This window comes from Stenotrophomonas maltophilia complex sp. Om-AH-Sm3 (assembly GCF_059337855.1).
Genome location: NZ_JBYBLQ010000004.1, coordinates 97,982 through 119,927, shown reverse-complemented (window position 1 = coordinate 119,927; position 21,946 = coordinate 97,982). Strand labels below are relative to the sequence as shown.

24 protein-coding genes are annotated in these 21,946 nt (G+C 67.9%); 8 read left to right on the top strand and 16 right to left on the bottom strand.

Annotated features, from left to right (window positions below; all coding sequences use genetic code 11):
• Positions 1-34: 34 nt before the first annotated feature.
• The 3 genes from AC10QF_RS06850 (at position 35) to AC10QF_RS06840 (ending at position 2,446) form a co-directional block, all read left to right on the top strand.
• Entirely contained in the window at positions 35-538 is a 504-nt protein-coding gene (locus AC10QF_RS06850; protein WP_494542008.1) for an arsenate reductase ArsC, read from the top strand.
• A gap of 13 nt (positions 539-551) precedes the next feature.
• Entirely contained in the window at positions 552-1,583 is a 1,032-nt protein-coding gene (arsB, locus tag AC10QF_RS06845) for an ACR3 family arsenite efflux transporter (protein ID WP_111176795.1), read from the top strand.
• Between the two features lie 488 nt (positions 1,584-2,071).
• Positions 2,072-2,446 (top strand): hypothetical protein, encoded by a 375-nt coding sequence (locus AC10QF_RS06840; protein WP_111176797.1) that lies wholly within the window; start codon positions 2,072-2,074, stop codon positions 2,444-2,446.
• Positions 2,447-2,506: 60 nt separating this feature from the next.
• Here the strand turns inward: AC10QF_RS06840 and AC10QF_RS06835 are convergent, their stop codons facing one another.
• A complete protein-coding gene (locus tag AC10QF_RS06835; RefSeq protein WP_494541970.1) occupies positions 2,507-3,181 on the bottom strand; it encodes an Ivy family c-type lysozyme inhibitor in 675 nt (224 codons plus the stop codon).
• A gap of 135 nt (positions 3,182-3,316) precedes the next feature.
• Here AC10QF_RS06835 and AC10QF_RS06830 point away from each other — a divergent pair, with 135 nt between their 5' ends.
• Complete coding sequence (locus AC10QF_RS06830) at positions 3,317-3,772, top strand: YybH family protein (protein WP_494542007.1); 456 nt, start codon at positions 3,317-3,319, stop codon at positions 3,770-3,772.
• 142 nt (positions 3,773-3,914) lie between these two features.
• Here the strand turns inward: AC10QF_RS06830 and AC10QF_RS06825 are convergent, their stop codons facing one another.
• From AC10QF_RS06825 to AC10QF_RS06805, 5 genes are all read right to left on the bottom strand, one after another.
• A complete protein-coding gene (locus tag AC10QF_RS06825) occupies positions 3,915-4,940 on the bottom strand; it encodes an NAD(P)H-dependent glycerol-3-phosphate dehydrogenase (RefSeq protein ID WP_494541969.1) in 1,026 nt (341 codons plus the stop codon).
• Between the two features lie 20 nt (positions 4,941-4,960).
• Positions 4,961-5,479 (bottom strand): protein-export chaperone SecB, encoded by a 519-nt coding sequence (gene secB / locus AC10QF_RS06820; protein ID WP_005407596.1) that lies wholly within the window; start codon positions 5,477-5,479, stop codon positions 4,961-4,963.
• 100 nt (positions 5,480-5,579) lie between these two features.
• The gene (locus AC10QF_RS06815) at positions 5,580-6,017 is read right to left on the bottom strand and encodes a rhodanese-like domain-containing protein (RefSeq protein ID WP_005420930.1); all 438 of its coding nucleotides are present in this window, start codon (positions 6,015-6,017) and stop codon (positions 5,580-5,582) included.
• Between the two features lie 57 nt (positions 6,018-6,074).
• Positions 6,075-6,500 (bottom strand): hypothetical protein, encoded by a 426-nt coding sequence (locus AC10QF_RS06810; RefSeq protein ID WP_061479368.1) that lies wholly within the window; start codon positions 6,498-6,500, stop codon positions 6,075-6,077.
• Between the two features lie 32 nt (positions 6,501-6,532).
• Positions 6,533-7,000, bottom strand: a complete 468-nt coding sequence (locus tag AC10QF_RS06805) for a YiiD C-terminal domain-containing protein (protein WP_049416564.1) — start codon at positions 6,998-7,000, stop codon at positions 6,533-6,535.
• 35 nt (positions 7,001-7,035) lie between these two features.
• Between AC10QF_RS06805 and AC10QF_RS06800 the strand changes: the two genes are divergently transcribed.
• From AC10QF_RS06800 to AC10QF_RS06790, 3 genes are all read left to right on the top strand, one after another.
• Positions 7,036-7,845 (top strand): uroporphyrinogen-III synthase, encoded by an 810-nt coding sequence (locus AC10QF_RS06800; RefSeq protein ID WP_188239532.1) that lies wholly within the window; start codon positions 7,036-7,038, stop codon positions 7,843-7,845.
• 105 nt (positions 7,846-7,950) lie between these two features.
• Positions 7,951-8,928, top strand: a complete 978-nt coding sequence (locus AC10QF_RS06795) for a uroporphyrinogen-III C-methyltransferase (RefSeq protein WP_494541968.1) — start codon at positions 7,951-7,953, stop codon at positions 8,926-8,928.
• A 6-nt stretch (positions 8,929-8,934) separates the two neighbouring features.
• Positions 8,935-10,230: a heme biosynthesis HemY N-terminal domain-containing protein gene (locus AC10QF_RS06790; protein WP_494541967.1), complete on the top strand. Its 1,296-nt coding sequence runs from the start codon at positions 8,935-8,937 to the stop codon at positions 10,228-10,230.
• Between the two features lie 160 nt (positions 10,231-10,390).
• Here the strand turns inward: AC10QF_RS06790 and AC10QF_RS06785 are convergent, their stop codons facing one another.
• Positions 10,391-11,686, bottom strand: a complete 1,296-nt coding sequence (locus tag AC10QF_RS06785; protein ID WP_005420942.1) for an acetyl-CoA C-acetyltransferase — start codon at positions 11,684-11,686, stop codon at positions 10,391-10,393.
• 93 nt (positions 11,687-11,779) lie between these two features.
• Between AC10QF_RS06785 and AC10QF_RS06780 the strand changes: the two genes are divergently transcribed.
• A complete protein-coding gene (locus tag AC10QF_RS06780) occupies positions 11,780-12,667 on the top strand; it encodes a hypothetical protein (protein ID WP_065178704.1) in 888 nt (295 codons plus the stop codon).
• A gap of 121 nt (positions 12,668-12,788) precedes the next feature.
• Here AC10QF_RS06780 and AC10QF_RS06775 read toward each other — a convergent pair whose 3' ends face one another.
• The 9 genes from AC10QF_RS06775 to AC10QF_RS06735 all read right to left on the bottom strand — a co-directional run bounded on the left by AC10QF_RS06775 (position 12,789) and on the right by AC10QF_RS06735 (position 21,864).
• Positions 12,789-13,415: a superoxide dismutase family protein gene (locus AC10QF_RS06775; protein ID WP_053497798.1), complete on the bottom strand. Its 627-nt coding sequence runs from the start codon at positions 13,413-13,415 to the stop codon at positions 12,789-12,791.
• Between the two features lie 32 nt (positions 13,416-13,447).
• Positions 13,448-14,017: a superoxide dismutase family protein gene (locus AC10QF_RS06770; RefSeq protein WP_049439225.1), complete on the bottom strand. Its 570-nt coding sequence runs from the start codon at positions 14,015-14,017 to the stop codon at positions 13,448-13,450.
• 93 nt (positions 14,018-14,110) lie between these two features.
• Complete coding sequence (gene ntrC / locus AC10QF_RS06765; RefSeq protein ID WP_329845457.1) at positions 14,111-15,559, bottom strand: nitrogen regulation protein NR(I); 1,449 nt, start codon at positions 15,557-15,559, stop codon at positions 14,111-14,113.
• A complete protein-coding gene (locus AC10QF_RS06760; protein WP_138953344.1) occupies positions 15,552-16,613 on the bottom strand; it encodes a two-component system sensor histidine kinase NtrB in 1,062 nt (353 codons plus the stop codon). The genes ntrC and AC10QF_RS06760 overlap by 8 nt, the downstream gene beginning before the upstream one ends.
• Before the next feature lie 171 nt (positions 16,614-16,784).
• On the bottom strand, positions 16,785-18,830 hold the full coding sequence (locus AC10QF_RS06755) for a TonB-dependent receptor (RefSeq protein WP_494541966.1): 2,046 nt from the start codon (positions 18,828-18,830) through the stop codon (positions 16,785-16,787).
• A 103-nt stretch (positions 18,831-18,933) separates the two neighbouring features.
• On the bottom strand, positions 18,934-19,248 hold the full coding sequence (locus AC10QF_RS06750) for a hypothetical protein (protein WP_053461818.1): 315 nt from the start codon (positions 19,246-19,248) through the stop codon (positions 18,934-18,936).
• Between the two features lie 107 nt (positions 19,249-19,355).
• Positions 19,356-20,522: a murein transglycosylase A gene (gene mltA / locus AC10QF_RS06745; protein ID WP_494541965.1), complete on the bottom strand. Its 1,167-nt coding sequence runs from the start codon at positions 20,520-20,522 to the stop codon at positions 19,356-19,358.
• A 67-nt stretch (positions 20,523-20,589) separates the two neighbouring features.
• The gene (locus tag AC10QF_RS06740; protein WP_069138225.1) at positions 20,590-21,336 is read right to left on the bottom strand and encodes an N-acetylmuramoyl-L-alanine amidase; all 747 of its coding nucleotides are present in this window, start codon (positions 21,334-21,336) and stop codon (positions 20,590-20,592) included.
• Between the two features lie 141 nt (positions 21,337-21,477).
• On the bottom strand, positions 21,478-21,864 hold the full coding sequence (locus tag AC10QF_RS06735; protein ID WP_069138134.1) for a hypothetical protein: 387 nt from the start codon (positions 21,862-21,864) through the stop codon (positions 21,478-21,480).
• Positions 21,865-21,946 lie beyond the last annotated feature (82 nt).

Here is a 21,946-nt window from a genome sequence, read left to right as displayed (position 1 = left end):
CATGTCCAAGCCACTCACTGACCACGGAAGCCACATGACCCGCAATGTCCTGTTCCTCTGTACCGGCAACAGCGCCCGCAGCGTGCTGGCTGAAGCCACCCTGCGGGCCTGGGGCGGCGATCGCTTCACCGCCTTCAGTGCCGGCAGCCAGCCTACCAGTCAGGTCAATCCATTCGCGCTCGCCCAGTTGCAGGCCGAAGAAATGCCCGTTGAAGGTCTGCGCAGCAAGTCGTGGGATGAGTTCGTGGATGCAGCGCCGATGGACCTGGTGATCACCGTGTGTGACGCGGCCGCTGCCGAAGCCTGCCCTGTGGTGTTCGGTGACTTCATCCGCAGCCACTGGGGCCTGCCTGATCCGGCCGCCGTAGCAGGCAGCGATGCCGACAAGGCCGCAGCCTTCGCTTTGGCCCATGCCATCGTGAAAACGCGCCTGCGTGCGCTGCTCGCACTGCCCGAATCGGCGTGGTCCGAACGCGAAACGCTGCAGCACGCGCTGGACCGGATTGGCCAGCTGCTGCCGACCGACGGCGCGCAGTGACGGTGCCACTGCCATGAGTCTGTTCGAGCGCCACCTGACGCTGTGGGTTGTGCTGTGCATTGCGATGGGCACGCTGCTGGGCCACGTCCTGCCCGATGCCTTCGCGGTGCTGGCCTCCGCCGAAGTGGCCAAAGTCAACCTGCCGGTTGCGGTGCTGATCTGGCTGATGATCATCCCGATGCTGCTGAAGGTCGACTTCACTGCGATGCGCCAGTTGCAGCAGCACTGGAAGGGCATCGGCGTGACGCTGTTCATCAACTGGGCCGTGAAGCCATTCTCGATGGCGCTGCTGGGCTGGCTGTTCCTGCGCCATGCCTTCGCGGACTGGCTGCCCGCAGCACAGATCGACAGCTACATCGCCGGTTTGATCCTGCTGGCGGCCGCGCCCTGCACCGCCATGGTGTTCGTGTGGAGCAACCTGTGCCGCGGTGATGCCAACTTCACCCTGAGCCAGGTGGCCTTGAACGACGCGATCATGGTGGTTGCCTACGCGCCGGTGGTTGCGCTGTTGCTGGGCCTGTCGGCGATCACTGTGCCCTGGGACACGCTGCTGTTGTCGGTGGGTCTCTACATTGTGGTGCCCGTGCTGGTGGCCGCCGTGCTGCGGCACTGGATCCTTTCGCGCAGCGGCGAGGCGGGGCTGCAGCGTGCGCTTCGACGGCTGGGGCCGCTGTCGCTGTCCGCCCTGCTGCTGACGCTGGTGCTGCTGTTCGGGTTCCAGGGCCAGCAGATCGTGAAGCAACCGCTGGTGATCGCGCTGATTGCGGTGCCGATCCTGATCCAGGTCTATTTCACTTCGGGCCTGGCCTACCTGCTCAACCGCCGCCTTGGCGTGGCACATTGCGTGGCCGGCCCGTCAGCACTGATTGGCGCCAGCAACTTCTTCGAACTGGCGGTGGCCACCGCGGTGGGACTGTTCGGCGTGCATTCGGGGGCGGCGCTGGCGACGGTGGTGGGCGTGCTGATCGAGGTGCCGGTCATGCTGTCCGTGGTGCGGATCGTGAACCGTACTCAGGCTTGGTACGAAGGGCCCGAAGAGCGCTGACAACCAGAGTGGGGCGAGTTCGATTTACGTTCTTCGCTGCGCACTGTCGTCATCGGCTTGGTGGGGTACCCACATCCCTGTCATCAAGTTCGAACCATGTCGCATATTCCCCATGCTGCTACGGACGTTGCGGCACCTGCGTCCGCGACGGCTTAACAGCGTGCAAGAATGCTGAAAGCGTCTTCGATCAAACGCTGTTTGCAACTCGTCTGATTGGCGTTGCGCAGCGACAGCGGTACAGATGGCGGGCCACCGGAAGATGGGTGGCCGGGCCTCGAAAACCCGTCAGATCACGAACGTTGTTTGCGCTTGCCAGCCGGCGTCACCCCGCGTGGCGCCGGCTGGCATTCCGTCTGCCGGCTATGGCGGGCGGAGCGTGGAGGCCTTGCGCCTGCCGGTCTTGTTCGTGATCTCCCGGTTTTCGAGCCACGTCTCCGCCCGCCACCTCTATGTGGCGGTTACCGTCTGTCCTGCACGGAGCCCTTGCCATGAGCACACCCGAATCCTCCCGACTACGCACGCAGTACGTACCCGCCAACACGGACGCGCCTTCGGAAGCGGCGCACGCGCACGATCCTCTCGGTTTCATCGCCACGCTCGATCGCATCGGCAAGGGCGCTGCCGCCGACGGCCAGCCCTGGCCCGAACGTCATCAGCTGCCCGGCCGCCGCATGGCCTTGGCCGACGCGGATTGCGCATTGGCCGGCCTGCGCGTGGCGCTGGAAATGCTGCTGGCTGCCGAGCGCGTGCGCCAGAACGGACCCGACGAGGAGTACGTGGGCGACCGCGTGATGGAGGGTCTGATGATGGCCAGTCTGTCGCTGACCGCGCAGGTCAGCACACGCATGCGCCCGGAAGGGTGACACGGGGAACAACGCTCACTGCAACGCCGTGCACGGCCCGGCGCTGCAGCGCGCGCCACATCACTCGCAAAGCGCGCTGTCTTCCTTCAGCGCGGCATCCTGCAGTGGCTGGCGCTGTTCGATCTGCACACGCTGTTCCGCCGTCGGCTCGCCCAGCCACCACACACGGCAGCGCGCGGTAAGACGGCCGACCATCTTCGCCTGCGTGGGTGAGTACAGCATCGCCAACGCGGTGCCGGGGCAGTCGTGGGCCTGGCAGGCGGTGTAGAACCACCACGGCTCGCCCTGCAGCACTACCAGCTCGCCAGGGCCGCTGGGTCCGCTCAACAGGCGCTTGCGCAGCGACGGCATATCCTTGTCAGTGGATTCGGCGTCCTGCGTGCCCTTCATCAGCGCATCGAACGCGGCCAGCACCTTCGGGTCCTTGCGGCCGCAGTCGTCCACGGCACTGCCGCCGACCAGGGTGAAGAAGTGGGTCGCCAGCGGATTGTCCGCGCAGGTCAGTTCGCCGCCGGCGCCCGGGTCTTCCGGTTCGCCCTCGCTGTCCCACACCGCGGGGTCCACGCTGTCTTCGATGGACGTTTCCTTCTCGACCACCGTGGCCGTGGCGGCCGGAGCTTCGGTGGTTGGTGCTGGCGCCGCATCAGGCGCGGCCTCGCCAGTCTTCTCCGGTGCCTGTCCGCAGGCTGCCAGCAGCGCGGCCATCATCGCCATCCCTGTGATTCGCATCTTCATCGCGTGTCCTTGTCTGATCTGCGCTGCATCCACCGAATCGGCGGCCGCGTGATTCTAACCAGCGGCGCGCCAGGATGCGTTCGCAGCTTCCCGTCATCGCCTGGAGCCGGACGCATGCGCCGTACACCACTCGCCATGATCTTCTGCAGTGCCCTGCTGATGGCATCGCCGGCAAATGTCCACGATGCAGAAGGCGCGGAGCCCGCACAGCCGCTTCCCGATATCGCGCTGCCCGCACCGCTGGACCGTGTACTGCGCGACTACGAGCAGGCGTGGCGCACGGGTGATGCCAGGGCACTGGCTGCGCTCTTCGCCGAGGATGGCTTTGTGCTGCAGAGCAACCAGCCACCCGTGCGCGGGCGCACTGCGATCGAGGCTGCATATGCCGGACAGGGCAGCAGCCCGTTGCGGTTGCGTGCCTTGGCGTATGCGGTGGAAGGGAACACGGGTTACATCATCGGTGCGTACAGCTACGGCAACAACGTGGGCGATACCGGCAAGTTCACGCTCACGCTGAAGCGTGAGCGTGATGGGCCGTGGCTGATCTTTTCGGACATGGACAACAGCAACGCGCCGCCGCGGGCGCGGTGAGGGATTCCGCAGGGCATGGCCCGGCGCTACTGGGCGCCAACCAAGGTTGGCAGCTACCAGAAGCGGGTTCCGTCCTGGATCCACGCCATGCGTGGATGAGGCGCACAAGAAAAACCCCGGCACCTGGCCGGGGTTTTTCGATTCACTTGAACAGCGTGTCCGGATACTCCGGTTTCTGTTCCCGCGCCAGCAGTGCGCGCAGGCCTTCTTCCGGGGTCTGCTCGCCATGCAGCACGGCACGCACACCGTCGGAGATCGGCAGGTCGATGCCATGACGGCGCGCCTGTCGCATCACTTCGTCGGCGGTCTGCACCGACTCGACCACTTGGCCGATCTCGCGCACGGCATCCTGCAGCGTCTGGCCGCGGCCCAGGGCCAGGCCCAGGCGGCGGTTGCGCGACAGGTCGCCGGTGCAGGTCAGCACCAGATCGCCCAGGCCGGCCAGGCCCATCAGCGTTTCCGGCTTGGCGCCGATCGCAGCGGCCAGGCGCAGCATCTCGTTCAGACCACGGGTGATCAGGCCGGCACGGGCGTTGAGGCCCAGCTGCATGCCATCGGCCACGCCGGTGGCCACCGCCAGCACGTTCTTCATCGCGCCGCCCAGCTCGGCACCGACCATGTCGTCGCCGGTGTAGGCGCGGAACGCCGGGCCATGCATCGCCTCGGCCACCGTCTGCGCGAACTCGGGCACGTCGCCGTGCACGGTGATCGCGGTCGGCAGGCCCTGGGTGACTTCCTTGGCGAACGACGGCCCGGTGACGACGGCCAACGGCACGTCCTCACCCAGCACTTCGCGCGCCACTTCATGCAGGAAGCGGCCCGAACCGGGTTCGAAGCCCTTGGTGGCCCAGGCCACGCCGGCACCGGCAGGACGCAGCGGCGCCAGCGCACGCAGGGTTTCGCCGAAGGCATGCGAGGGGGTCACCACCAGGATCCAGGCCGCGCCCTGCACCGCCGACGCCAGGTCGGTGGTAGCACGCAGGCTGTCCGGCAGCGGGATGCCCGGCAGGTAACGCGGATTCTCGTGGCGCTGGTCGATGGCCTCGACCACGGCAGCATCGCGCCCCCACAGCACGGTCGGGTGACCGTGCCGCGCGAGCAGGCTGGCCAGCGCGGTTCCCCAGGAACCGGCGCCGAGCACGGCGATCTTGTCAGCGGGAGTGCTCATCCGTGACGTCGCGGCAGGAATCAGGCGTTGCCGGCCGGCTCGGAGTCAGCCAGCGACGGTGCGTCGCCCTGCTCCTGGCGCTGGCGCAGGGTTTCTGCGTACAGGCCTTCGAAGTTGATCGGCTGCAGGAAGAACGGCGGGAAGCCGCCGGCCTGGATCAGGTCGCTGATCAGCTGGCGCACGTACGGGAATAGGATGTTCGGGCACTGGGTGCCGAGCAGCACGTCGATCGACTGCGGGTCCAGGCCGACCAGGCCGAACACGCCGGCCTGCTTCACTTCGGCCACGTAGGCGGTGCGCTCACCGGCCTGGCAGGTCAGGGTCACGGCCAGCACGACTTCGAAGGCGTTCTCACCCAGGCGCTGCACCTGCTGGTTCAGGTTCAGCTGCAGCTCCGGCTGCACCTGGTCATTGAAGATGGTCGGTGCGTTCGGCGACTCGAAGGAGACGTCCTTGACGTAGATCTTCTCGACGGTGAAAGCGGGGCCGGTAGCGGCATCGACCGGCGCAGCGGCGCCGTTGGTGATCTCTTCGGACATTTCCAGTAACTCCAGGTGAATGCAATGAAAACGATGGTCGAACTACTGCGATGGGGGCGGGACCCGGCCCAGACAAGGCCGGATCCGCCACCTGCGACAATCAGTTGCGGCCCTTGACCAGCGGCAGCTCGGCCTGCTGCCAGGCGGGGATGCCGCCGTCGAGCACGTAGACCTTCTCGAAACCGGCCTTCTTCAGCGCCTTGGCGGCGGTTTCCGAAGCGTTGCCGCTGCGGCACACCAGCACCACCGGCGACTGCTTGGCGTTGGCCACCAGCTTGTGCTCCGGGCCGAAGGCACTGGCCTGGGCGTTGCGGCTGCCGGCAATGTGGCCCTTCTCGAAGTCACCGCTGGCCGACAGGTCGACCACCACCGTGCCGCCCGCGTTCATCAGCTGGGTCAGTTCGGCGGGCTTGATGCCCTTGAAGCCCCGGAACAGGCGGCGGATCTCGGTGACGATGATGGCCACGGTCAGGCCGACCAGGGCCGCGGACAGCATCGGGTTTCGGCCTGCAAAGGCCAGCAACTCTTCGTAATTCACTCAGGTCACGGGTCGATTAAGCGGGCGCCGATTGTCGCACAAGCCGGACGCGGCCCGTCACTGCCCCTTCCACAGGTCCGGCAGGCCGGCGGTCTGCCACCAGCGCTTGGCCTCCGGGTCCCAGCGCCAGCGCTCGACCACGACCACGGTGCGCTCGGCCTGGGTGTTCTGGTTGATCACCCCGATTTCGACCCGGCGCTCGACCAGGCCACCGTCCAGCGAGGCGCTGCTGCGCTCGCGATAGGACGACACGCGCAGCTGCGCGTAACGGTTGAGCTCGAACTCGGTCGGCGGCTTTTCCTTGCGCAGCTTGGGGTCGAGGTAGCCGATGGCATCGTCCATGCTGCCCCAGCGGATGGTCGCCCCGTAGGCGATCTGGGTCTCTTCCAGCAGCTTGCGCTGCTTGCGGCTGAGGTCGTCGGCCGAGGCCACGGCACTGGCCAGCAGCAGGGAATACATCAGGAACTGGATGAGGCGGCGCATCGGTGGTTTCCCCAGAACGTCAGCCTGCCATCCTACCCTTTGGCGAAGGCAACAAAGCGACCGCTGAATTCGGCGGCGGGCTTGCCATCGGCACCGGGCTGGGTGGCGATGATGCTGATGCGGGCCTTGCGGCGCTGCCGGAAGGTATTCAGGAAGGCGTCCCAGCCGGTGGCTTCAGCGGCTTCGGCGTGGGCGTGCAGGTCCTCATAGACCGGCGCCAGATAGCGCAGGTTGCTGTCGGCCACATAGACCTCGGCATCGTGGCCGGCCAGGCGCAGGCGCAGGCTGACCAGCGCCCAGCCGGACAGGGTCAGCACCGAGGCCAGGCTGCCGCCGAAGGCGTTGCCCTTGTCGTTGACGTTGGCAGCGAGCGGCGCGGTGATGCGCAGCACGCCATCGGCATAGCCATCCAGGCGGATCTGCATGGCGCGCACTGCCGGCATGCAGTCCAGCACGTCCTGCAGGGCGGCCAACGAGGAAGTCAGGGCATCAACGGACATCAGAGCAGCGACCACGACAACGAAGGGCCCGCATAATGCAGGCAATGGTCGACCATACGATACCCACTGGCGCCACCCGTTCCGGCCCACGCTGGACCCTGATCTCGCTGCGCCCGCGGGGCCAGAACGTGGCGCTGCGCCGCGCCGTTGCCGGGCTGGGCGGGAATGTCCTGGCCCTGGCGCCCTGGCGCCTGCAGCGCCTGCATGGCACGGCTGTGGTGCGCCAGCTGCAACGCGCGCTGAACTGCGACCGGGTGGTATTCACCAGCCCGGCCGCCGTTGCCGCAGCCGCGTCCCTGCTGCCGCTGGCCGACGTGCAGTGCAGCCCGTGGCTGACCGTGGGCGAAGGCACTGCGCGCGCATTGCAGGCACACGGCATCACCGAGGTGCACGCGCCGCAGCGGATGGACAGCGAGGGGCTGCTGGCGCTGCCGGTGCTGGCCGACGTACAGGGCCTGCGCATCGGCCTGGTGACCGCCCCCGGCGGGCGTGGCCTGATTGCCGCGCAGCTGCAGGCGGCGGGCGCCACGATCGAACGTGCCGATGTCTACCAGCGTCGCCTGCTGCGACTGCCCCCGCGAACGCTGGCGCGATTGGCGCATTCAGCACAGCCGTGGGTGCTGGCCGTGAGCAGTGGCGAAGCCCTGCAGCATTTCTGGCAACAGCTTCCGCCGGCCGGGCAGCAGCGCCTGCGGGCGTCTGCCCGCGTGGTGGTTGCCAGTGACCGCCTCGGCGAACAGGCGCAGGCGCTCGGCCTGCAGCGCATCACACGCAGCGCCGGCCCCACTGCTGCGCAGCTGGTGGCCGCTGCACACGCCACGCTCACCGTCCCGGCAGCGACCTGAACAGGGACGTGGATCACGCTTGCCGCTGCCGTCGGCAACGGTGATGCTGTGCACAACGCAGCCTGCCGGCACCCCGACCGGCGACGTTGCCGACAAGGAAGCCTGATGAACGATACTCCGCCCGCACCCCCACCCCATCGACCCGTGCGCTGGCTGCTGCCGCTGGCCGCCGTGGTCGTGCTCGGCGCGGGCGGTTATGCCGGCTGGTACGTCTGGCAGCAGCAACAGCGCGAACAGGAAGCGCAGGCACAGACCACGGCCGTACAGCTGAAGGGCCTGGAGGCCACGCTGGATGCGCTGCGCCGTGACCAGCGTGCGACCAGCCAGCGCCTGCAGGACGCGGCCACCACCAACCGCGTGCTGCGCGACGAGATGCTGGGACTCTCGCAGCGCAGCGCTTTGCTGGAAGAGAACCTGGCCAAGCTGGCCGACAGCGCCAACCAGGGCCGCCAGGCGGTGCAGCGCGACGAGGCCGAGCTGCTGCTGACCCAGGCTGCGCAGCGTCTGAACTACGCCGACGACGTGGACGGCGCACGCCGCCTGTATGCACAGGCCGCCACCGCGCTGGCCGATCTGCCCGACGCTGATGGCCTGAACCTGCGCCAGGCGCTGGTGCAGGAGCGCGAGGCGCTGGATGCGCTCGGCACCGGCCCGCGCGTGCAGTCGCTGCAGCGCCTGGATGCCGTGGCCCGCGCGCTGCAGGGCCTGCCCTCGCAGATCACCGGCACGACCGGCAGCAGCACCGCCAAGCCCTGGTGGCAGGCCACGCTGGCACCGTTCGTGGACATCACCCCGAGCCGCCAGAACGGCCCGCTGACGGCCGCCGAAAAGCGCAACGCCGACGATGCACTGCAGCTGGAATTGACGTTGGCGCGCGCCGCGATCGAGCGCGGCGACCGCGCGGGCCGCAACACCGCTCTGGACCGCGTGGAGCAGTGGGCACAGCGGCGCTGGCCGGATTCACCGGCCCTGCGCGCGCAACGTGCTGAACTGAAGGCCTTGCGCGAACTGCCGCTGCAGGCCAACGACGCTGTTCTTGGCAGCACCCTGCAACAACTGCGCACCCAGACCGACCGGAGGTAAGCCCGCATGAAACCCCTGCAATCCCTGGTCGTGCTGTTGCTGGCCGTGGCCATCGGCGTGGTCGCCGCGCAATGGCTCGGCGCCGATGACCTTAACCGCTTCGGCGAGGTGACCCTGCGCTACGGCGGCTACGACTATCACAGCAACCTGCCGAAGGTAGCGCTGCTGGCGGTGATCACGGTGCTGGTGCTGTGGCTGCTGTGGAGCCTGATCGCTGCACCGTTCCGTGCTTGGGGCCGCTACCGCCGCAAGCAGGGCCGGGTGCGCCTGATCGACGGCCTGCAGGCCTACGAGCATGGCCAGTGGCAGCGTGCGGAGAAGCTGCTGGACGGCGCCGCCAAGGACCCGGAAGTGAGCGCGGTGGCACTGGCCACCGCCGTGCGCAGCGCGCAGGCACGGGCCGATGGCCCCGCCGAAGAGGCGCTGCTGCAGCGCCTGGGTGAAAGCGACGCCACCCTGCAGGCGCTGCTGCGCGCCGAACAGCTGCTGGCGCGCGATCTGCCAGTCGATGCGATCAACGCGCTGGACGTAGCGGCGATCCAGCCGCTGCCGCCACGCGGCCTGTGGCTGCGTACCGAAGCGCTGGCACAGGCCGGCCGCGCCCACGAAGCGTATGGCCAGCTGGGTGCGCTGCGCCAGAGCAAGGTGCTGCCGGCCGACGCGAACAGCGAACTGGAAGCACGACTGGCCGCACAGGCACTACTGGAAGCGGCCGACGTCAACGCGCTGGCCGCACAGTGGGAGGCCACGCCGAAGGCACTGCGTCCCACCCCGGACGTAGTGGGCGCCTATGCCAGCCGTGCGGTGGCGCTGGACTGGGATGAGCCGGCGCTGCTGGCGCTGGAACAGGCACTGGACCAGCGTTGGAATGACGATCTGGTGGCGCTGTATGGCCGCCTGCCCGCCGAGCGCCTGGCCACCCGCCAGGCCAACCTCGCTCGCTGGCGCAACGTGCATGACGGCTCGGCCGCGCTGCGCCTGGCGCAGGGCCGCGTGGCCCTGGCCCAGCAGCAATGGGATGCCGCCGATGCGTTCCTGCACGAGGCCATTGCCGCTGGCGCCGGTGCACCGGCGTGGGAAGCGCTGGGTGAAGTGTTCGCGCAACGTGGCGAACACGCGCTGGCCGCACAGTGCCTGGCCAATGCGCTGCGCCTGCAGCGCGGCGAGGACAGCGTGGAACTGGTGCGTGGCACCGAGACGCCGCTGCGCGCCACGGTGGAGGAGCAGCCCATCGTTGCACAGCCGCCGGTGTATGACGCCAACGAAGAGCGCGACGAATTCGGCAACCCGCGGTTGCCCTGATGGGTAGTGCCGGCCGCTGGCCGGCATCCACCGGTGAATTTGGCACCCACCAGAGCAACAATCCGAACAAAAAAACGCCGCCCGATGGGCGGCGTTTTCAGTTCCAGGAGTGCCGGCCGGATCGTGCCGACCAACGGTCGGCACCCACCGATGGATGCGATCAGCGTTCGACGATCGCCACCACGCCCATGCCGCCAGCGGTGCAGATCGACACCAGTGCGCGGCCACCGCCGCGTTCGGCCAGCTGCTTGGCTGCCGTGGCGATCACGCGTGCGCCGGTAGCGGCGAACGGGTGGCCGGTGGCCAGCGACGAGCCCAGCAGGTTGATCTTGTCCGGGTCGATGCGGCCCAGCGGCGCGTCCAGGCCCAGGCGGTTGCGGCAGTAGTCCTCGCTCTCCCACGCACGCAGGGTGCACAACACCTGCGCGGCAAAGGCTTCGTGGATCTCGTAGATGTCGAAGTCCTGCAGGGTCAGGCCGTTGCGCTTGAGCATCTCCGGCACCGCGATGGTCGGTGCCATCAGCAGGCCTTCGCCGTGCACGAAGTCCACCGCGGCCACGTGCGCGTCACGCAGGTAAGCCTGGGGTTCATGGCCATGCGCGCGTGCCCACTCTTCGCTGGCCAGCAGCACTGCAGCGGCACCGTCAGTCAGCGGGGTGGAGTTGGCGGCGGTGAGCGTGCCACGCCCGGAAACCTTGTCGAACGCCGGCTTCAGCGTGGCCAGCTTTTCCAGCGAGGTGTCCGGGCGCAGGATGTTGTCGCGCTCGACGCCACGGAACGGTGCGATCAGGTCGTTGAAGAAGCCACGCTCGTAGGCGGCGGCCAGCTTCTTGTGCGACGACACCGCCCACTCATCCTGCGAGTCGCGCGAGATGTTCCACTCCTTCGCCATGTCCTCGCAGTGGTCGCCCATGCTCTTGCCGGTGCGCGGCTCGGCCACGCCCGGGAACTCGGGCTTGAGCTCGGAGAACTTGAAACCGGCGGTGAGCGCACGGATCTTGTCGCCGGTGCTCTTGGCGCGGTTGGCCGCCAGCAGGCGTGCACGCAGTTTCTTGCCGTAGACGATCGGCACGTCGGAGGTGGTGTCCGAACCACCGCCGATGCCCGATTCGATCTGGCCCAGCGCGATCTTGTTGGCCACGGTGATGATGCTGTCCAGCGAGGTACCGCAGGCACGCTGCAGGGTGATGCCCGGGGTCAGCGGCGACAGGCCGGACGACAGCGTGGCTTCGCGGCCCAGGTTCCAGTCGCTGGAATGCTTGATCACCGCGCCCATCGCCACTTCACCCAGCTGCTGGCCATGCAGGCCGAACCGTTCGACCAGCGCACCCAGCGTACGGACCGACATGCCGAGGTTGCCGACATCCGAATACGCGGTGTTCTGGCGGCAGAACGGAATGCGGACGCCACCGAGGATGGCGACGGGACGAGCGTTGGGCATGGAGATACCTGGCATGGATGAGGGTGTCTGCAACATGGCCTGCACGACGGAGCAGGCATAATGGAGCCAAGTGTAGCTGCCGCCCTGTGATGGGCCAACCGTGGAACCATGAGCAAACCCGACCCCGCGATGAATGCCCTTGGCGTGCTGGCCCTGGAACTGGCCGGCGGCGAAATCCCCCGCCAGGCGGTGCTCAGCGCTGAACAGGCCGGTGAACTGGCCGAACGCGTCGGCCGTGACCTGGCCAAGCTGGTGCCGCAGGTCGCCGAGCTGGACCTGGTGTTCGCCGCCGCGCATTTCGACCCGGCCGAAGTGCTGCGCCCGGGCTGGCCGATCCATCGCCGCCTGGAAGAGCTGCAGATGCGTGCCCCGGGCCGCAACCAGGGCCCGCGCCTGCTGGCCTTCGGTACCGATGCCGAGGGTGACGTGCCACTGCCGTTCCAGGCCGATGCCACGCTGGTGGGCGGTGGCCTGCGCGTGGTGCCGTTCCTGCTGACCGGCAGCGACGTGGCCACCACCAGCGCGGTCGCCGATGCGCTGGAAGAAACCTTGCTGGCCAACGGCATGGCGCACGCCGACACCGCGCTGATGGCGCAGAACACCTTCGGTGCCCGCATCGAGCACGCGCGCTATTTCACCGTGAACGACCTGGCCGCGATGATGTCGATGCAGTACGACAACCAGGGCCTGGCCGCACTGTGGCCGCTGATCGAGACCGCGATCATGGCGCCGGGCGAGGACGAGTGGCTCAATGCCGCGCCCGAGCCGCTGCTGCGCTATACGCATGGCGAAGCACGCATGGCGCTGTTCGACCCGGCCGGTTGGTGCGCGCACTACAGCCACAGCAAGAACGACTGCGATCGCCTGAAGGGCATCTACGAGCAGTTCCTGATGCGCCAGCGACAGATGGCCGCGGTGCTGGAAGCACATGGCGTGCCGGTACTGTTCGTGCACTGCGAGGCCGGTCAGGACGCACGCGAGCTGCTGGCGCGCTGATCCGGGTGATCTGTGGGTAGTGCCGGCCGCTGGCCGGCACCCCCCAAACCTTTGATTGCCGGCCAGCGGCCGGCACTACCCATCAGGAAAAACGCCGGCTTGTGCCGGCGTTCTTTGTTTCTTACGGGGCCTTCTGGATCACCGCACAGGCCAGGCGCGCGCCGGCATTGCCGGTCGGCTGGGTCTTGTAGTCGTCCGCATCGGCGTGGACGATCAGGCCGCGGCCGATGATGTCGAAGTCATCACCCTTGCCGATGTTGACGTTGCTCGACACCGGGCCGTCGATGGTGGCCACGCCCTTGTCGTCGGCCTTGATGTTGGGCATGTCGCCGCCGTGGTGCGGATCGGTGGCGACGTTGCCGTGATCCTGCTTGCCCGGGTTGAAGTGGCCGCCGGCGCTCATGCCGTCCGGCGCGCTGCAGTCGCCCTTCTCGTGGATGTGGAAGCCATGTTCGCTGCCCGGCTTCAGGCCGGTGATCTGGCCGGTCACGTGGACCTTGCCATCAACCACCTTGAAGGTGACGCTGCCCTTGGTCTCGTTGCCCTGGGTCGGTGCCAGCTCGGCCGTTGCCGAAGCATCGCCCGTCGGTGCAGCCGCCGGTGCCGGGGCTGCAGCCGGCTCGGTGGTGGCGCCGTCAGCCGGCGCGGCCGGCGGGGTTTCAGTCTGCGGCGCGGCGGGCTGCTGGTTGCAGGCCGCCAGGCCCAGCGCGGCGATGGCCGCAAACAGCGAAGTGTGGATCAGACGCATTGGAATCTCTCCCTCGATGATGCCTGCAGTGATCAGCGGACGACCCGGATCACGCCACAGGCGATGCGGACGCCGGCATTGCCGGCGGGCTGGCTGCGATAGTCGTCGGCGTTGGCATGCACGACCAGTGCGCGTCCGGCGATATCGGTGGCGGCGCCTCCGCCAAGGGTAACCCCCTTGAGGTGGATATCGACGTTGGCGCGGCCCTGGGCGTCGGCACGCAGATTGTCCATGTCGCCCAAGTGGTGCTTGCCGGTGCCGGCGCGGCCATGCGCAGCGCCACCGGGATTGAAGTGATTGCCGGCACTGCTGGCATCCACCGCACTGCAGTCGCCGCGCTCATGGATGTGGAAGCCGGCCTGCTGCATCGGCTGCAGGCCACCGACCAGGCCAGTGATGTGGATGCCACCGGGCTCCACCATCAGCGCGATGCGGCCACTGACGATGCTGGCCGAGGCCGGCGCGAGATTGGCCTCGCCCTGCTTCGCAGCACTGACCACGGTCGGCGGCGGCGGCGTGGGCTCAGCCTTCTTCGGCGCACTGCCACAGGCAGACAGCAGCACGGCGGCGGACAACGGCAGGATGGCAAAGGACAGACGCATCGAAGACTCCTTGCAGGTGACACTAAGCATTGCATCGTCCATGAACGATCAACGGTTCGGCAAGCGGGCGCGAGGATCGCGTGCAGGGACCGTTCAATGGCCCCCGCGGCGGCGCCCGGCGCCCAGCTTGCGGGTAAGCGTATTGCGGCCCAGGCCCAGGCGGGCAGCGGCTTCGGCGCGGCGGCCATGGGTAATCTGAAGCGCCGCCTCCAGCAGCGCATGGTCGACCCGCTCGCGCACCTGCGCGTGCAGCCCTTCCACGCCTTCGGCCAGCTGACGGCGCGCCCATTCGGCCAGCAGCGCTTCCCACTGCCCCGGATCGGCTGCGCTGGTACTGCTGCGGCGCCCGCGCGCGCGGTTCAGCGCGGTATCGACATCGGCCACGCCGATGGTGTCGGCGGCGGCCAGCGCGGCCATCCGCCAGCACACGTTCTCCAGCTCGCGCACATTGCCCGGCCAGTCGTGCTCGCGCAGCGCCTGCAGGGCCGCGGCGGTCAGGCGCTTCGGCGGCGTATCCAGCTTGCGTGCGGCGGCAGCCAGGAAGGTGCTGGCCAATTGCGCGATGTCCTCGCGGCGCTCGCGCAGTGGCGGCAGCTGCAGGCGCACCACGTCCAGGCGGTGCAGCAGATCTGCGCGGAACTTCCCGTGCGCGACCAGTCCCTCCAGATCCTGGTGGGTGGCGGCCACCACGCGCACGTCGACGCGGATCAGCTCGCGGCCACCGACGCGGAAGAACTCACCCTGCGCCAGCACACGCAGCAGGCGGGTCTGCAGCGGCAACGGCATGTCGCCGATCTCATCCAGGAACAGCGTGCCACCGTTGGCCTGCTCGAAGCGGCCGATGTGGCGGCGCTGCGCACCGGTGAAGGCACCGGCCTCGTGGCCGAACAACTCGCTTTCCAGCAGCTCGGACGGGATTGCAGCGGTATTGAGCGCGACGAACGGACCCAGCGCGCGCGGTGATTCGCGATGCAGCGCATTGGCCACCAGCTCCTTGCCGGTGCCGGTCTCGCCGGTGATCAGCACCGCCAGCGGTGCCTGCGCCAGGCGACCGATGGCGCGGAACAGCGCGCGCATCGGCGGCGTATCACCCACCAGTTGCGGCGGCTGGTCGCTATGCGCTTCCGCCGCAGGTGCGGGTGCCGCGAGTGCCGGTGCTACGGCCGGCAACACCCGCTGCGCCAGTGCCACCGCATCGTCCAGATCGAACGGCTTGGACAGGAATTCATGCGCGCCACCGCGGAACGCACCGGCCGTGCTGGCGACATCGGTATAGGCCGACATCACCACCACCGGCAGCTGCGGCAACGCGGCCTTGAGCTTGTCCAGCAGCACCAGGCCATCGTCGCCAGGCATGCGCACATCGGTGAATAGCAGCGCCGGCGGCGCGCCTTCGCCCAGGGCCTGCAGGGCAGCCGCAGCGCTGTCGAAATCGACAACCTGGTAGCCCGCCTCGCGCAGCGCGGTGCACAGCACGAAGCGCACGGCACGATCGTCATCGACCACCCAGATGCGCTGCGCGGTGGTGGGGGACTCAGACATCGCGCGGGGCCTCCTCGGCCGGGGCGGCGCCGTTGCCGATCGGCAACAGCAGGGTGAACACGGTATGGCCCGGGCGCGAGCGGTAGGTCAGCGTGCCGCGATGCTCGCGCGCCACCTGCTGGGCCAGCGCCAGGCCCAGCCCGGTACCCTCGGCGCGGCCACTCACCAAGGGCAGGAACAGGTGTTCGGCCAGTTCCTCGGGCACGCCGCGGCCGTCGTCGGCGATTTCCAGGCGCAGCGCCAGCGTGTGCAGCTGCTCGGCGATGCGCACGCCATGCTCCACGCGGGTGCGCAGGGTGATGTTGCCGGCGCCGGCCTGGATCGCGTTGCGCACCAGGTTCCACACCGCCTGGGTGAGGCGGTCGGCGTCGCCGTGGAATTCGGGAATGCTGGGGTCGTAGTCGCGCTGCAGGCGTACCGCCCAGCCGGCCTCGTTCTCGGCCAGCCGCAGCACGCGTTCCAGCGCGGCGTGGATGTTCAGTTCGGCATGCGGTGCGGCCGGGGCCGGCGACAACAGCTGGTCAAGCAGGCCGTTGAGGCGCTCGATCTCCGAGCCGATCAGCTCGATCAGCTCGCGTTCGCTGGCCTCGCGCTGGGCCGCGCGGCGGGCCAGCAGCTGGGCCGCACCCTTCAACCCGGCCAGCGGGTTGCGCAGCTCGTGGGCCAAGCCCTTCAGCGCCGCGCTGAGCGCGCTGGGCAGGGCCTGGGTCGGGTCCAGCCCGGGGAATTCATCGACCGGATGCGCCTCCAGCAGCCAGCCACCATCGTCGCGGCGGCTCATCCAGCCCTCGGCGAAGCGCGGCGCTTCGCCGGGCACCGCCAGCGCCAGCCGGTTCAAGCGCAGGCTGTCGCGCTCATCGCGGGCCAGGAAATGGGCCAGTGCCTCGCCCTGCACTTCCAGCGCGGCCAATGGGCGACCCAGCAGTCGCCGGGCGCTGACGCCCAGCCAGCGGGCGAACGCCGGATTGCAGCCGGCGATGCAGCCATCGGCCCCGGCCCAGGCCAGCGGCGTGCCCAGGGCATCGAGGGACGGCGGGGGAGAGGGGTCGGACATTGCACCAATGTAGTGCAAAACGCGGGGTTCGGGGTCAGAGCCCTTTCCTCGCGGAAAGGGATCTGACCGCATGCGCTGCGGGGTCCGGGGTCGGATCCCTTTCCGCCTGGAAAGGGCTCTGACCCCTGCCGCAGGTCGAGCAAGCTCGACCACTACCAGATGCGTGGCCGGTTACAGCTTCATGTTGAGGCCGACGAACACGCTGCGACCCGGGGCCGGCGAGAACATCGGGCGGGCGCTGTCCCAGAAGAAGCTGTCGTACCAGGCGTAGGCGTACTCGCGGCCGGTAACGTTCTTCAGCTGCAGGTCCACGCTGAAACGCGGGGTGAGCTGGTAGGCCGCGCTGAGGTCGAGCACGGCGAAGCCTCCGAACTTGCCGGCCACGTTGCGCTCTTCCAGGTAGTAATCGCCCTGTGCACGCGCCTGCAGGCCCAGCCGCAGCGCATCGCTGGCGCGGTAGTCCACGCCCAGATTGCTGATGTGGCGCGGGGTGGCGGCCACTTCCCGGCCCTGCAGGGAAATGCTGGCATCGCGGTCGTCGCGGGTGATCTTCGCTTCCTGGTAGGCGTGCGACGCCCATACCGTCCAGTCGTCGCCCAGCTGCAGGCTCAGCTGCGCATCCACGCCGCGCCGGCGGGTCTTGCCCAGGGTGACCGTGGTGCCGGTGGCCGGCATGTTGGACACCTCGTTTTCCGCATCCTGCTGCCACACCGCCAGGCGTGCCTGGCTGCCGGCAAACGGCTGGAATTTCAGGCCCAGCTCCATGCCGGTGTTGGTGGACGGCTGCATCGGTGCCTGTCCCGGGGTGAGGTAGGCCGGTGCGGTGGACCCGGTCAGCACTTGGAAGGTGCGGCCCCAGTTCGCGTAGACGTGGGTGGTCTGGCCCAGGCTGTGGATGATGCTCAGCTTGGGCTGGCCGATGCTGCCGTAATCCTGCAGCCGAGCGGTGATGCCGTTCATCAGGTGCGTGCGGCCACTGAAACGGTCGACGCGGTAGGCCGGCACGATCTTCCAGGCCTCGACCGGCTGGTAGATGGCCTGCACGTAGGCACCCCAGTTGTCGAAGCTGTGGCGATCGTTATTCTGCACCCGCGCGGGCGGCTGGCTGAAATCAGTGGGTTCAGCGTAGGCGTAGCGCTCGCGGATGTAGCTGTTGTCCTGCTGCTCGTAGTTCAGGCCGCCCTCGACAGTAAGCGTGGGGCTGGCCTGCCAGGTCAGCGTGCTGAGCAGGCCATGCTGCCGCTCGTCCCACACGCGGCGCTGGCGCGGCAGGTTGCCGGTGGGCAGGTTGCTGAAGGTCACGCGGCGATCGTCTTCGTAGCGGTTGTAGTAGAGACGCGTGCCGAAGGTGAGTGCGTCCGACAGTGTCATGTCCAGGTGCGCGGCAAGCTGGCGCATGTCGCGGTCATCACCATCGTTGCCGTTGCGCAGCTCGCTGCCACGGCGGTGCGTGCGCAGTTCCTCGGCGGTCATGAAGCCGGGTTCGTCGGCTTCATGGTGGTAGGCGCGCGCGGTCAGGCCCACGCGCAGGCCGTCGTCCAGCGAGCCGAAGAACCACTTGCCGCCCAGCGAATATTTCTTCGAGGTGTCGTGGTCGCGGTAGCCGTCGCTGGCCTGGGTGCCGACGAAATAGTTCTGCGCGAAGCCATCGGCTTCGCGGCCAATCGCCACCTGCGCATCACGGGTGTTGTAGCTGCCGTAGGCCAGGCGCGCATCGGTGTAGCTGCCACCCTGGTGCGTACCGAAGTTCACGTTGCCGCCGATGTTGTGGAGGCCGTAGCGCGGGTCGTTGGTACCGCGCACCACTTCGATGTAGCTGATATCCAGCGGGAACAGCATGTCGATGAAGCGCTGGTTGCCGCTGTTGACGTTGCTGGGGATGCCATCGATCAGCGTCTTGATGGCATTGAGGTAGCCCTCACCGTTGAAGGCGCGGAAGCTGACCTTGCCCGATTCGGCGCCCTGCCGGGTTTCGGTGAGCTGGATGCCGGGCATCTGCCCGAGCAGTTCCCAGCTGTGCGAGACGTTGCGGTTTTCGATCTGGTCTGCACCCAGGACATCCACCGAGGTCAGCACCTGGTGCGCACTGAGCTGGCCTTCGCCGTGCTGGTGTACCTGCACCTTGCCGAGGGTGAGCGCGGCGTCGGCCGACTGCGCGAAGGCTTCAGGGGCGAACGGTGCGGCCGCGAGGGCGGCCACCAGGGTGGGAGTCTTCATGGGAAGGGGCGGTTACAGTGAAATGTAATCATATAACATTTCACATGCCCACTTTTGCAGCGTCGAGCAAGGCTCGGCACTACAAGGGCGGGTGCCGGGGGGATTACACCGGGTAACCGGTGGCTTCCCGTGCCTTCTTCCAGGCGGCTTCGAATTCACGCGCGGAGATTTCGTCGTCCTCGTCGAAATCCAGGAACGACACTGGCTGGTCGGCCAGCAGGAAGCGGTCGTCGCTGTGGGCATGCTCGTCGGCCCAGACCATCTTGGTCCCGTAGATTTCCACCTGCCGCACGATCTTCTCGCCACGGGCTTCCATCAGCACGTTGCCCTTGCCCAGGCCCGATTCGGCCCAGTGCTTGTAGTACTTCTTTGCGGCGGATTTCGCGCCGGATTTTGCGTTGTGCTTTGCGTAGGTCATTGCAGGAGCCCTGGCCGCAGGCGCGGCCGGAAAGTACGGAATGGCGCCATTATCAGGCATCCGGGGTCAGAGCCCTTTCCTTTGGAAGGGATCCAACCCTTGCCGGTTCAGTTGGGCAGGGGCACGCCCTTCGGCCACAGCATCCAGATGTTGCCCTTCTGCTTCATGTCGCCAGCCAGCTTGCCGGCGGCGTCGCCGCTACCCCAGTACAGGTCGGCGCGCACTTCACCGGCGATGGCGCCGCCGGTGTCCTGCGCGGCCACCGGGCGCACCACCGGGCTGCCGTCCGGGCGCGTGGTGGATAGCCACAGCAGGCTGCCCAGCGGCACCACGGTGCGATCCACTGCCACGCTGTAACCGGCGGTGAGCGGCACGTTCAGTGAACCGCGCGGGCCTTCCGGGCTGTCCGGGGTGCGCACGAAGAACACGTAGCTGGGGTTGCTGCGCAGCAGTTCCGGCACGCGCGCGGGGTTGGCCCGTGCCCAGGCGCGGATCGCGTCCATGGTGACGTCTTCCTTCTTCAGCTGGCCCTGGTCCACCAGCCAGCGACCTATGGCGCGGTAGGGATGGCCGTTCTGTTCCGCGTAGGCCAGCCGCACCTGCTTGCCATCGGCCAGGCGCACGCGGCCGGACCCTTGGATCTGCAGCAGCTGCAGGTCCATCGGGTCGGTCAGCCACGCCAGCACCGGGGCCTTGGCGCCCTTGGCCGCGATGGTGCCGGCGTCGTCATAGGGCTTGAGCACCTTGCCTTCGACGCGACCGCGCAGGCGCTTGCCCTTCAGTTCCGGGTAGAGGCTGTCCAGCTGCACCACCACCAGATCATCGGGCGTGCCGTAGACCGGTACCGTCGCCTTGTCGGTGCGGGTGAGGCTGCCGGGGTAGATCGGCTCGTAGTAGCCGGTGATCAACCCGTCGGCCTGATGGCCACCGGCACGCAGCGCGTAGGCATCGAGGTCGCGCTGCAGGAACTGGCGGATCGCGGCCGGGTCCTTGTCTGACACCGCTGCGGCGGTGGCGCAGGGTTTGGCCCAGACCGCGTCGTTTTTCAGGCGGGCGCAGCTGCTGCGCCAAGCCACGAAGCCCGCCTGCAGATCAGCGTCGGAGACTGCGGGCAGGGCTTTCCAGTCGACCTTGGCGTAGGTGGCCGCCGGCGGCGGGGTCGGCGTGGGCGCTTCGGAGCCCGTGCGGGGAGCGGTGGTGGCGCAACCGGCGAGCACCGCCGCTGCCAACAGGGTCCAGTGCTTGCGCTTGAAGAAGGTAGCGGAATCGATCATGCCGCCATGGTGGAGTGCCGGCCGCTGTGCGGCAACCCAGCGCGGGGTCAAGCGTTCATGCGCGGTGTCACGGCATCTGCAGCAGCAACGAATGCAGGATACGGGCGTCCTCGGCATCCAGCGTCTTCGGCAGGTCGTCGCGGCCACGGAACCGGCGGTGGAAGGCGGCGACGGTGGCGTCGCGGTTGTCGAGCGGATAACCGAAGCGGGCCAGCGCATTCCACGCGTCGAAGCCTTCCGGTGCCGCGCCGTCGGCCGCGCGCGGCCACACGCCGAAGCCGGCCTCGGCCAACTGCTGCCATGGGAAGAAGCGGCTCGGATCCTGCTTGCGCGTCGGCGCCAGGTCGGCATGGCCGATCACCTGGCGCGGCGGAATGTTCAGGCGCGTGGTGAGATCGCGCAGCAGCACGATCAGCGATTCGATCTGCGCTGCACTGAACGGGCTGCGGCCATCGTTGTCGAGCTCGATACCGATCGAAGCCGAGTTGAGATCGGTGATGGTGCCCCAGCGCCCGGCGCCGGCGTGCCAGGCGCGGCGCTCATCAGCGACCAGCTGGTAGCGATGGCCATCGGCGCCGATCAGGTAGTGCGCACTGACCGGCCCACCGCTGTTGGCGGTACGCAGCGTATGCAGGCTCTGCTGCACCGACTTCTGCTCGGTGTGATGGATGACGATGATGAGCGGGGTACGCGCGTTCTGGTTGGGTGACGGCACCCAGGTGGCGAGCGGGTTGTGCTGTACGGGCGCGGTAGCCGTGCAGGCCGAAAGGGCCAGCGCCAGCAGTGCGGAAACCAGAAGGCGGGGGCTGATCATGGGCAGATTGTAACCATGGACTGCGGCCGTGGTTCGACGCAGCGTACCGATCGACATCGCCGGTGGCTCCTCAGTCCGCGTGCTGATGGCTGTGCCTGATCATGAAGATGTAGCGAATCACATGGAAAGAGCGAAGCGGCACTACGAGGCAGCAGGACCCGGAAAGATCAGATCCTGCCCAAATCTTGCGGCATAGATGCTCTCGAACTGGAAGGAAAGCACGAACCGCGATTCACATGCCGCAGCATAGCGCTTGATGAAACGGCAAATTTCCTCCCAAGCGCATTCAAATCCGCCTGCGCGGAAATGGAACGAACCCATCAGCCCCACACGCCACTCGGCCTCCTGCCCTTCCGCGACGACAGCCTCCGGCGGTTCAACGATACGGAAACCGAATCCCGTGTTGGACGCTGGGAGATACCGCTGTAGCTTGTCCAGATCATCGGAATATGCGAACTGGATAGAATCCAAGGCTTGTAGCACGACCTCGAGGCTGGAACCGACCTCGACTTCGAGCGAAATGCTCATCGTCGAACCTTTATAGCGGCGCCATCATCAAAGATCTTGTGCTGCGGCAGAGCGGTCTCATCCGCCTATCGGGCAATCGGAC

Excerpts from the sequence above, each read along its gene's own strand:
- AC10QF_RS06850 (WP_494542008.1), top strand. The coding sequence starts at position 35 with ATGACCCGCAATGTCCTGTTCCTCTGTACCGGCAACAGCGCCCGCAGC.
- AC10QF_RS06795 (WP_494541968.1), top strand. The coding sequence starts at position 7,951 with ATGAACGATACTCCGCCCGCACCCCCACCCCATCGACCCGTGCGCTGG.
- AC10QF_RS06835 (WP_494541970.1), bottom strand. The coding sequence starts at position 3,181 with ATGAAGATGCGAATCACAGGGATGGCGATGATGGCCGCGCTGCTGGCA.
- mltA (WP_494541965.1), bottom strand. The coding sequence starts at position 20,522 with ATGATCGATTCCGCTACCTTCTTCAAGCGCAAGCACTGGACCCTGTTG.
- AC10QF_RS06830 (WP_494542007.1), top strand. The coding sequence starts at position 3,317 with ATGATCTTCTGCAGTGCCCTGCTGATGGCATCGCCGGCAAATGTCCAC.
- AC10QF_RS06750 (WP_053461818.1), bottom strand. The coding sequence starts at position 19,248 with ATGACCTACGCAAAGCACAACGCAAAATCCGGCGCGAAATCCGCCGCA.
- AC10QF_RS06805 (WP_049416564.1), bottom strand. The coding sequence starts at position 7,000 with ATGTCCGTTGATGCCCTGACTTCCTCGTTGGCCGCCCTGCAGGACGTG.
- AC10QF_RS06800 (WP_188239532.1), top strand. The coding sequence starts at position 7,036 with ATGCAGGCAATGGTCGACCATACGATACCCACTGGCGCCACCCGTTCC.
- AC10QF_RS06775 (WP_053497798.1), bottom strand. The coding sequence starts at position 13,415 with ATGCGTCTGATCCACACTTCGCTGTTTGCGGCCATCGCCGCGCTGGGC.
- AC10QF_RS06740 (WP_069138225.1), bottom strand. The coding sequence starts at position 21,336 with ATGATCAGCCCCCGCCTTCTGGTTTCCGCACTGCTGGCGCTGGCCCTT.
- AC10QF_RS06780 (WP_065178704.1), top strand. The coding sequence starts at position 11,780 with ATGAGCAAACCCGACCCCGCGATGAATGCCCTTGGCGTGCTGGCCCTG.
- ntrC (WP_329845457.1), bottom strand. The coding sequence starts at position 15,559 with ATGTCTGAGTCCCCCACCACCGCGCAGCGCATCTGGGTGGTCGATGAC.
- arsB (WP_111176795.1), top strand. The coding sequence starts at position 552 with ATGAGTCTGTTCGAGCGCCACCTGACGCTGTGGGTTGTGCTGTGCATT.
- AC10QF_RS06790 (WP_494541967.1), top strand. The coding sequence starts at position 8,935 with ATGAAACCCCTGCAATCCCTGGTCGTGCTGTTGCTGGCCGTGGCCATC.
- AC10QF_RS06840 (WP_111176797.1), top strand. The coding sequence starts at position 2,072 with ATGAGCACACCCGAATCCTCCCGACTACGCACGCAGTACGTACCCGCC.
- AC10QF_RS06735 (WP_069138134.1), bottom strand. The coding sequence starts at position 21,864 with ATGAGCATTTCGCTCGAAGTCGAGGTCGGTTCCAGCCTCGAGGTCGTG.
- AC10QF_RS06760 (WP_138953344.1), bottom strand. The coding sequence starts at position 16,613 with ATGTCCGACCCCTCTCCCCCGCCGTCCCTCGATGCCCTGGGCACGCCG.
- AC10QF_RS06810 (WP_061479368.1), bottom strand. The coding sequence starts at position 6,500 with ATGCGCCGCCTCATCCAGTTCCTGATGTATTCCCTGCTGCTGGCCAGT.
- AC10QF_RS06770 (WP_049439225.1), bottom strand. The coding sequence starts at position 14,017 with ATGCGTCTGTCCTTTGCCATCCTGCCGTTGTCCGCCGCCGTGCTGCTG.
- AC10QF_RS06755 (WP_494541966.1), bottom strand. The coding sequence starts at position 18,830 with ATGAAGACTCCCACCCTGGTGGCCGCCCTCGCGGCCGCACCGTTCGCC.
- AC10QF_RS06825 (WP_494541969.1), bottom strand. The coding sequence starts at position 4,940 with ATGAGCACTCCCGCTGACAAGATCGCCGTGCTCGGCGCCGGTTCCTGG.
- AC10QF_RS06785 (WP_005420942.1), bottom strand. The coding sequence starts at position 11,686 with ATGCCAGGTATCTCCATGCCCAACGCTCGTCCCGTCGCCATCCTCGGT.
- secB (WP_005407596.1), bottom strand. The coding sequence starts at position 5,479 with ATGTCCGAAGAGATCACCAACGGCGCCGCTGCGCCGGTCGATGCCGCT.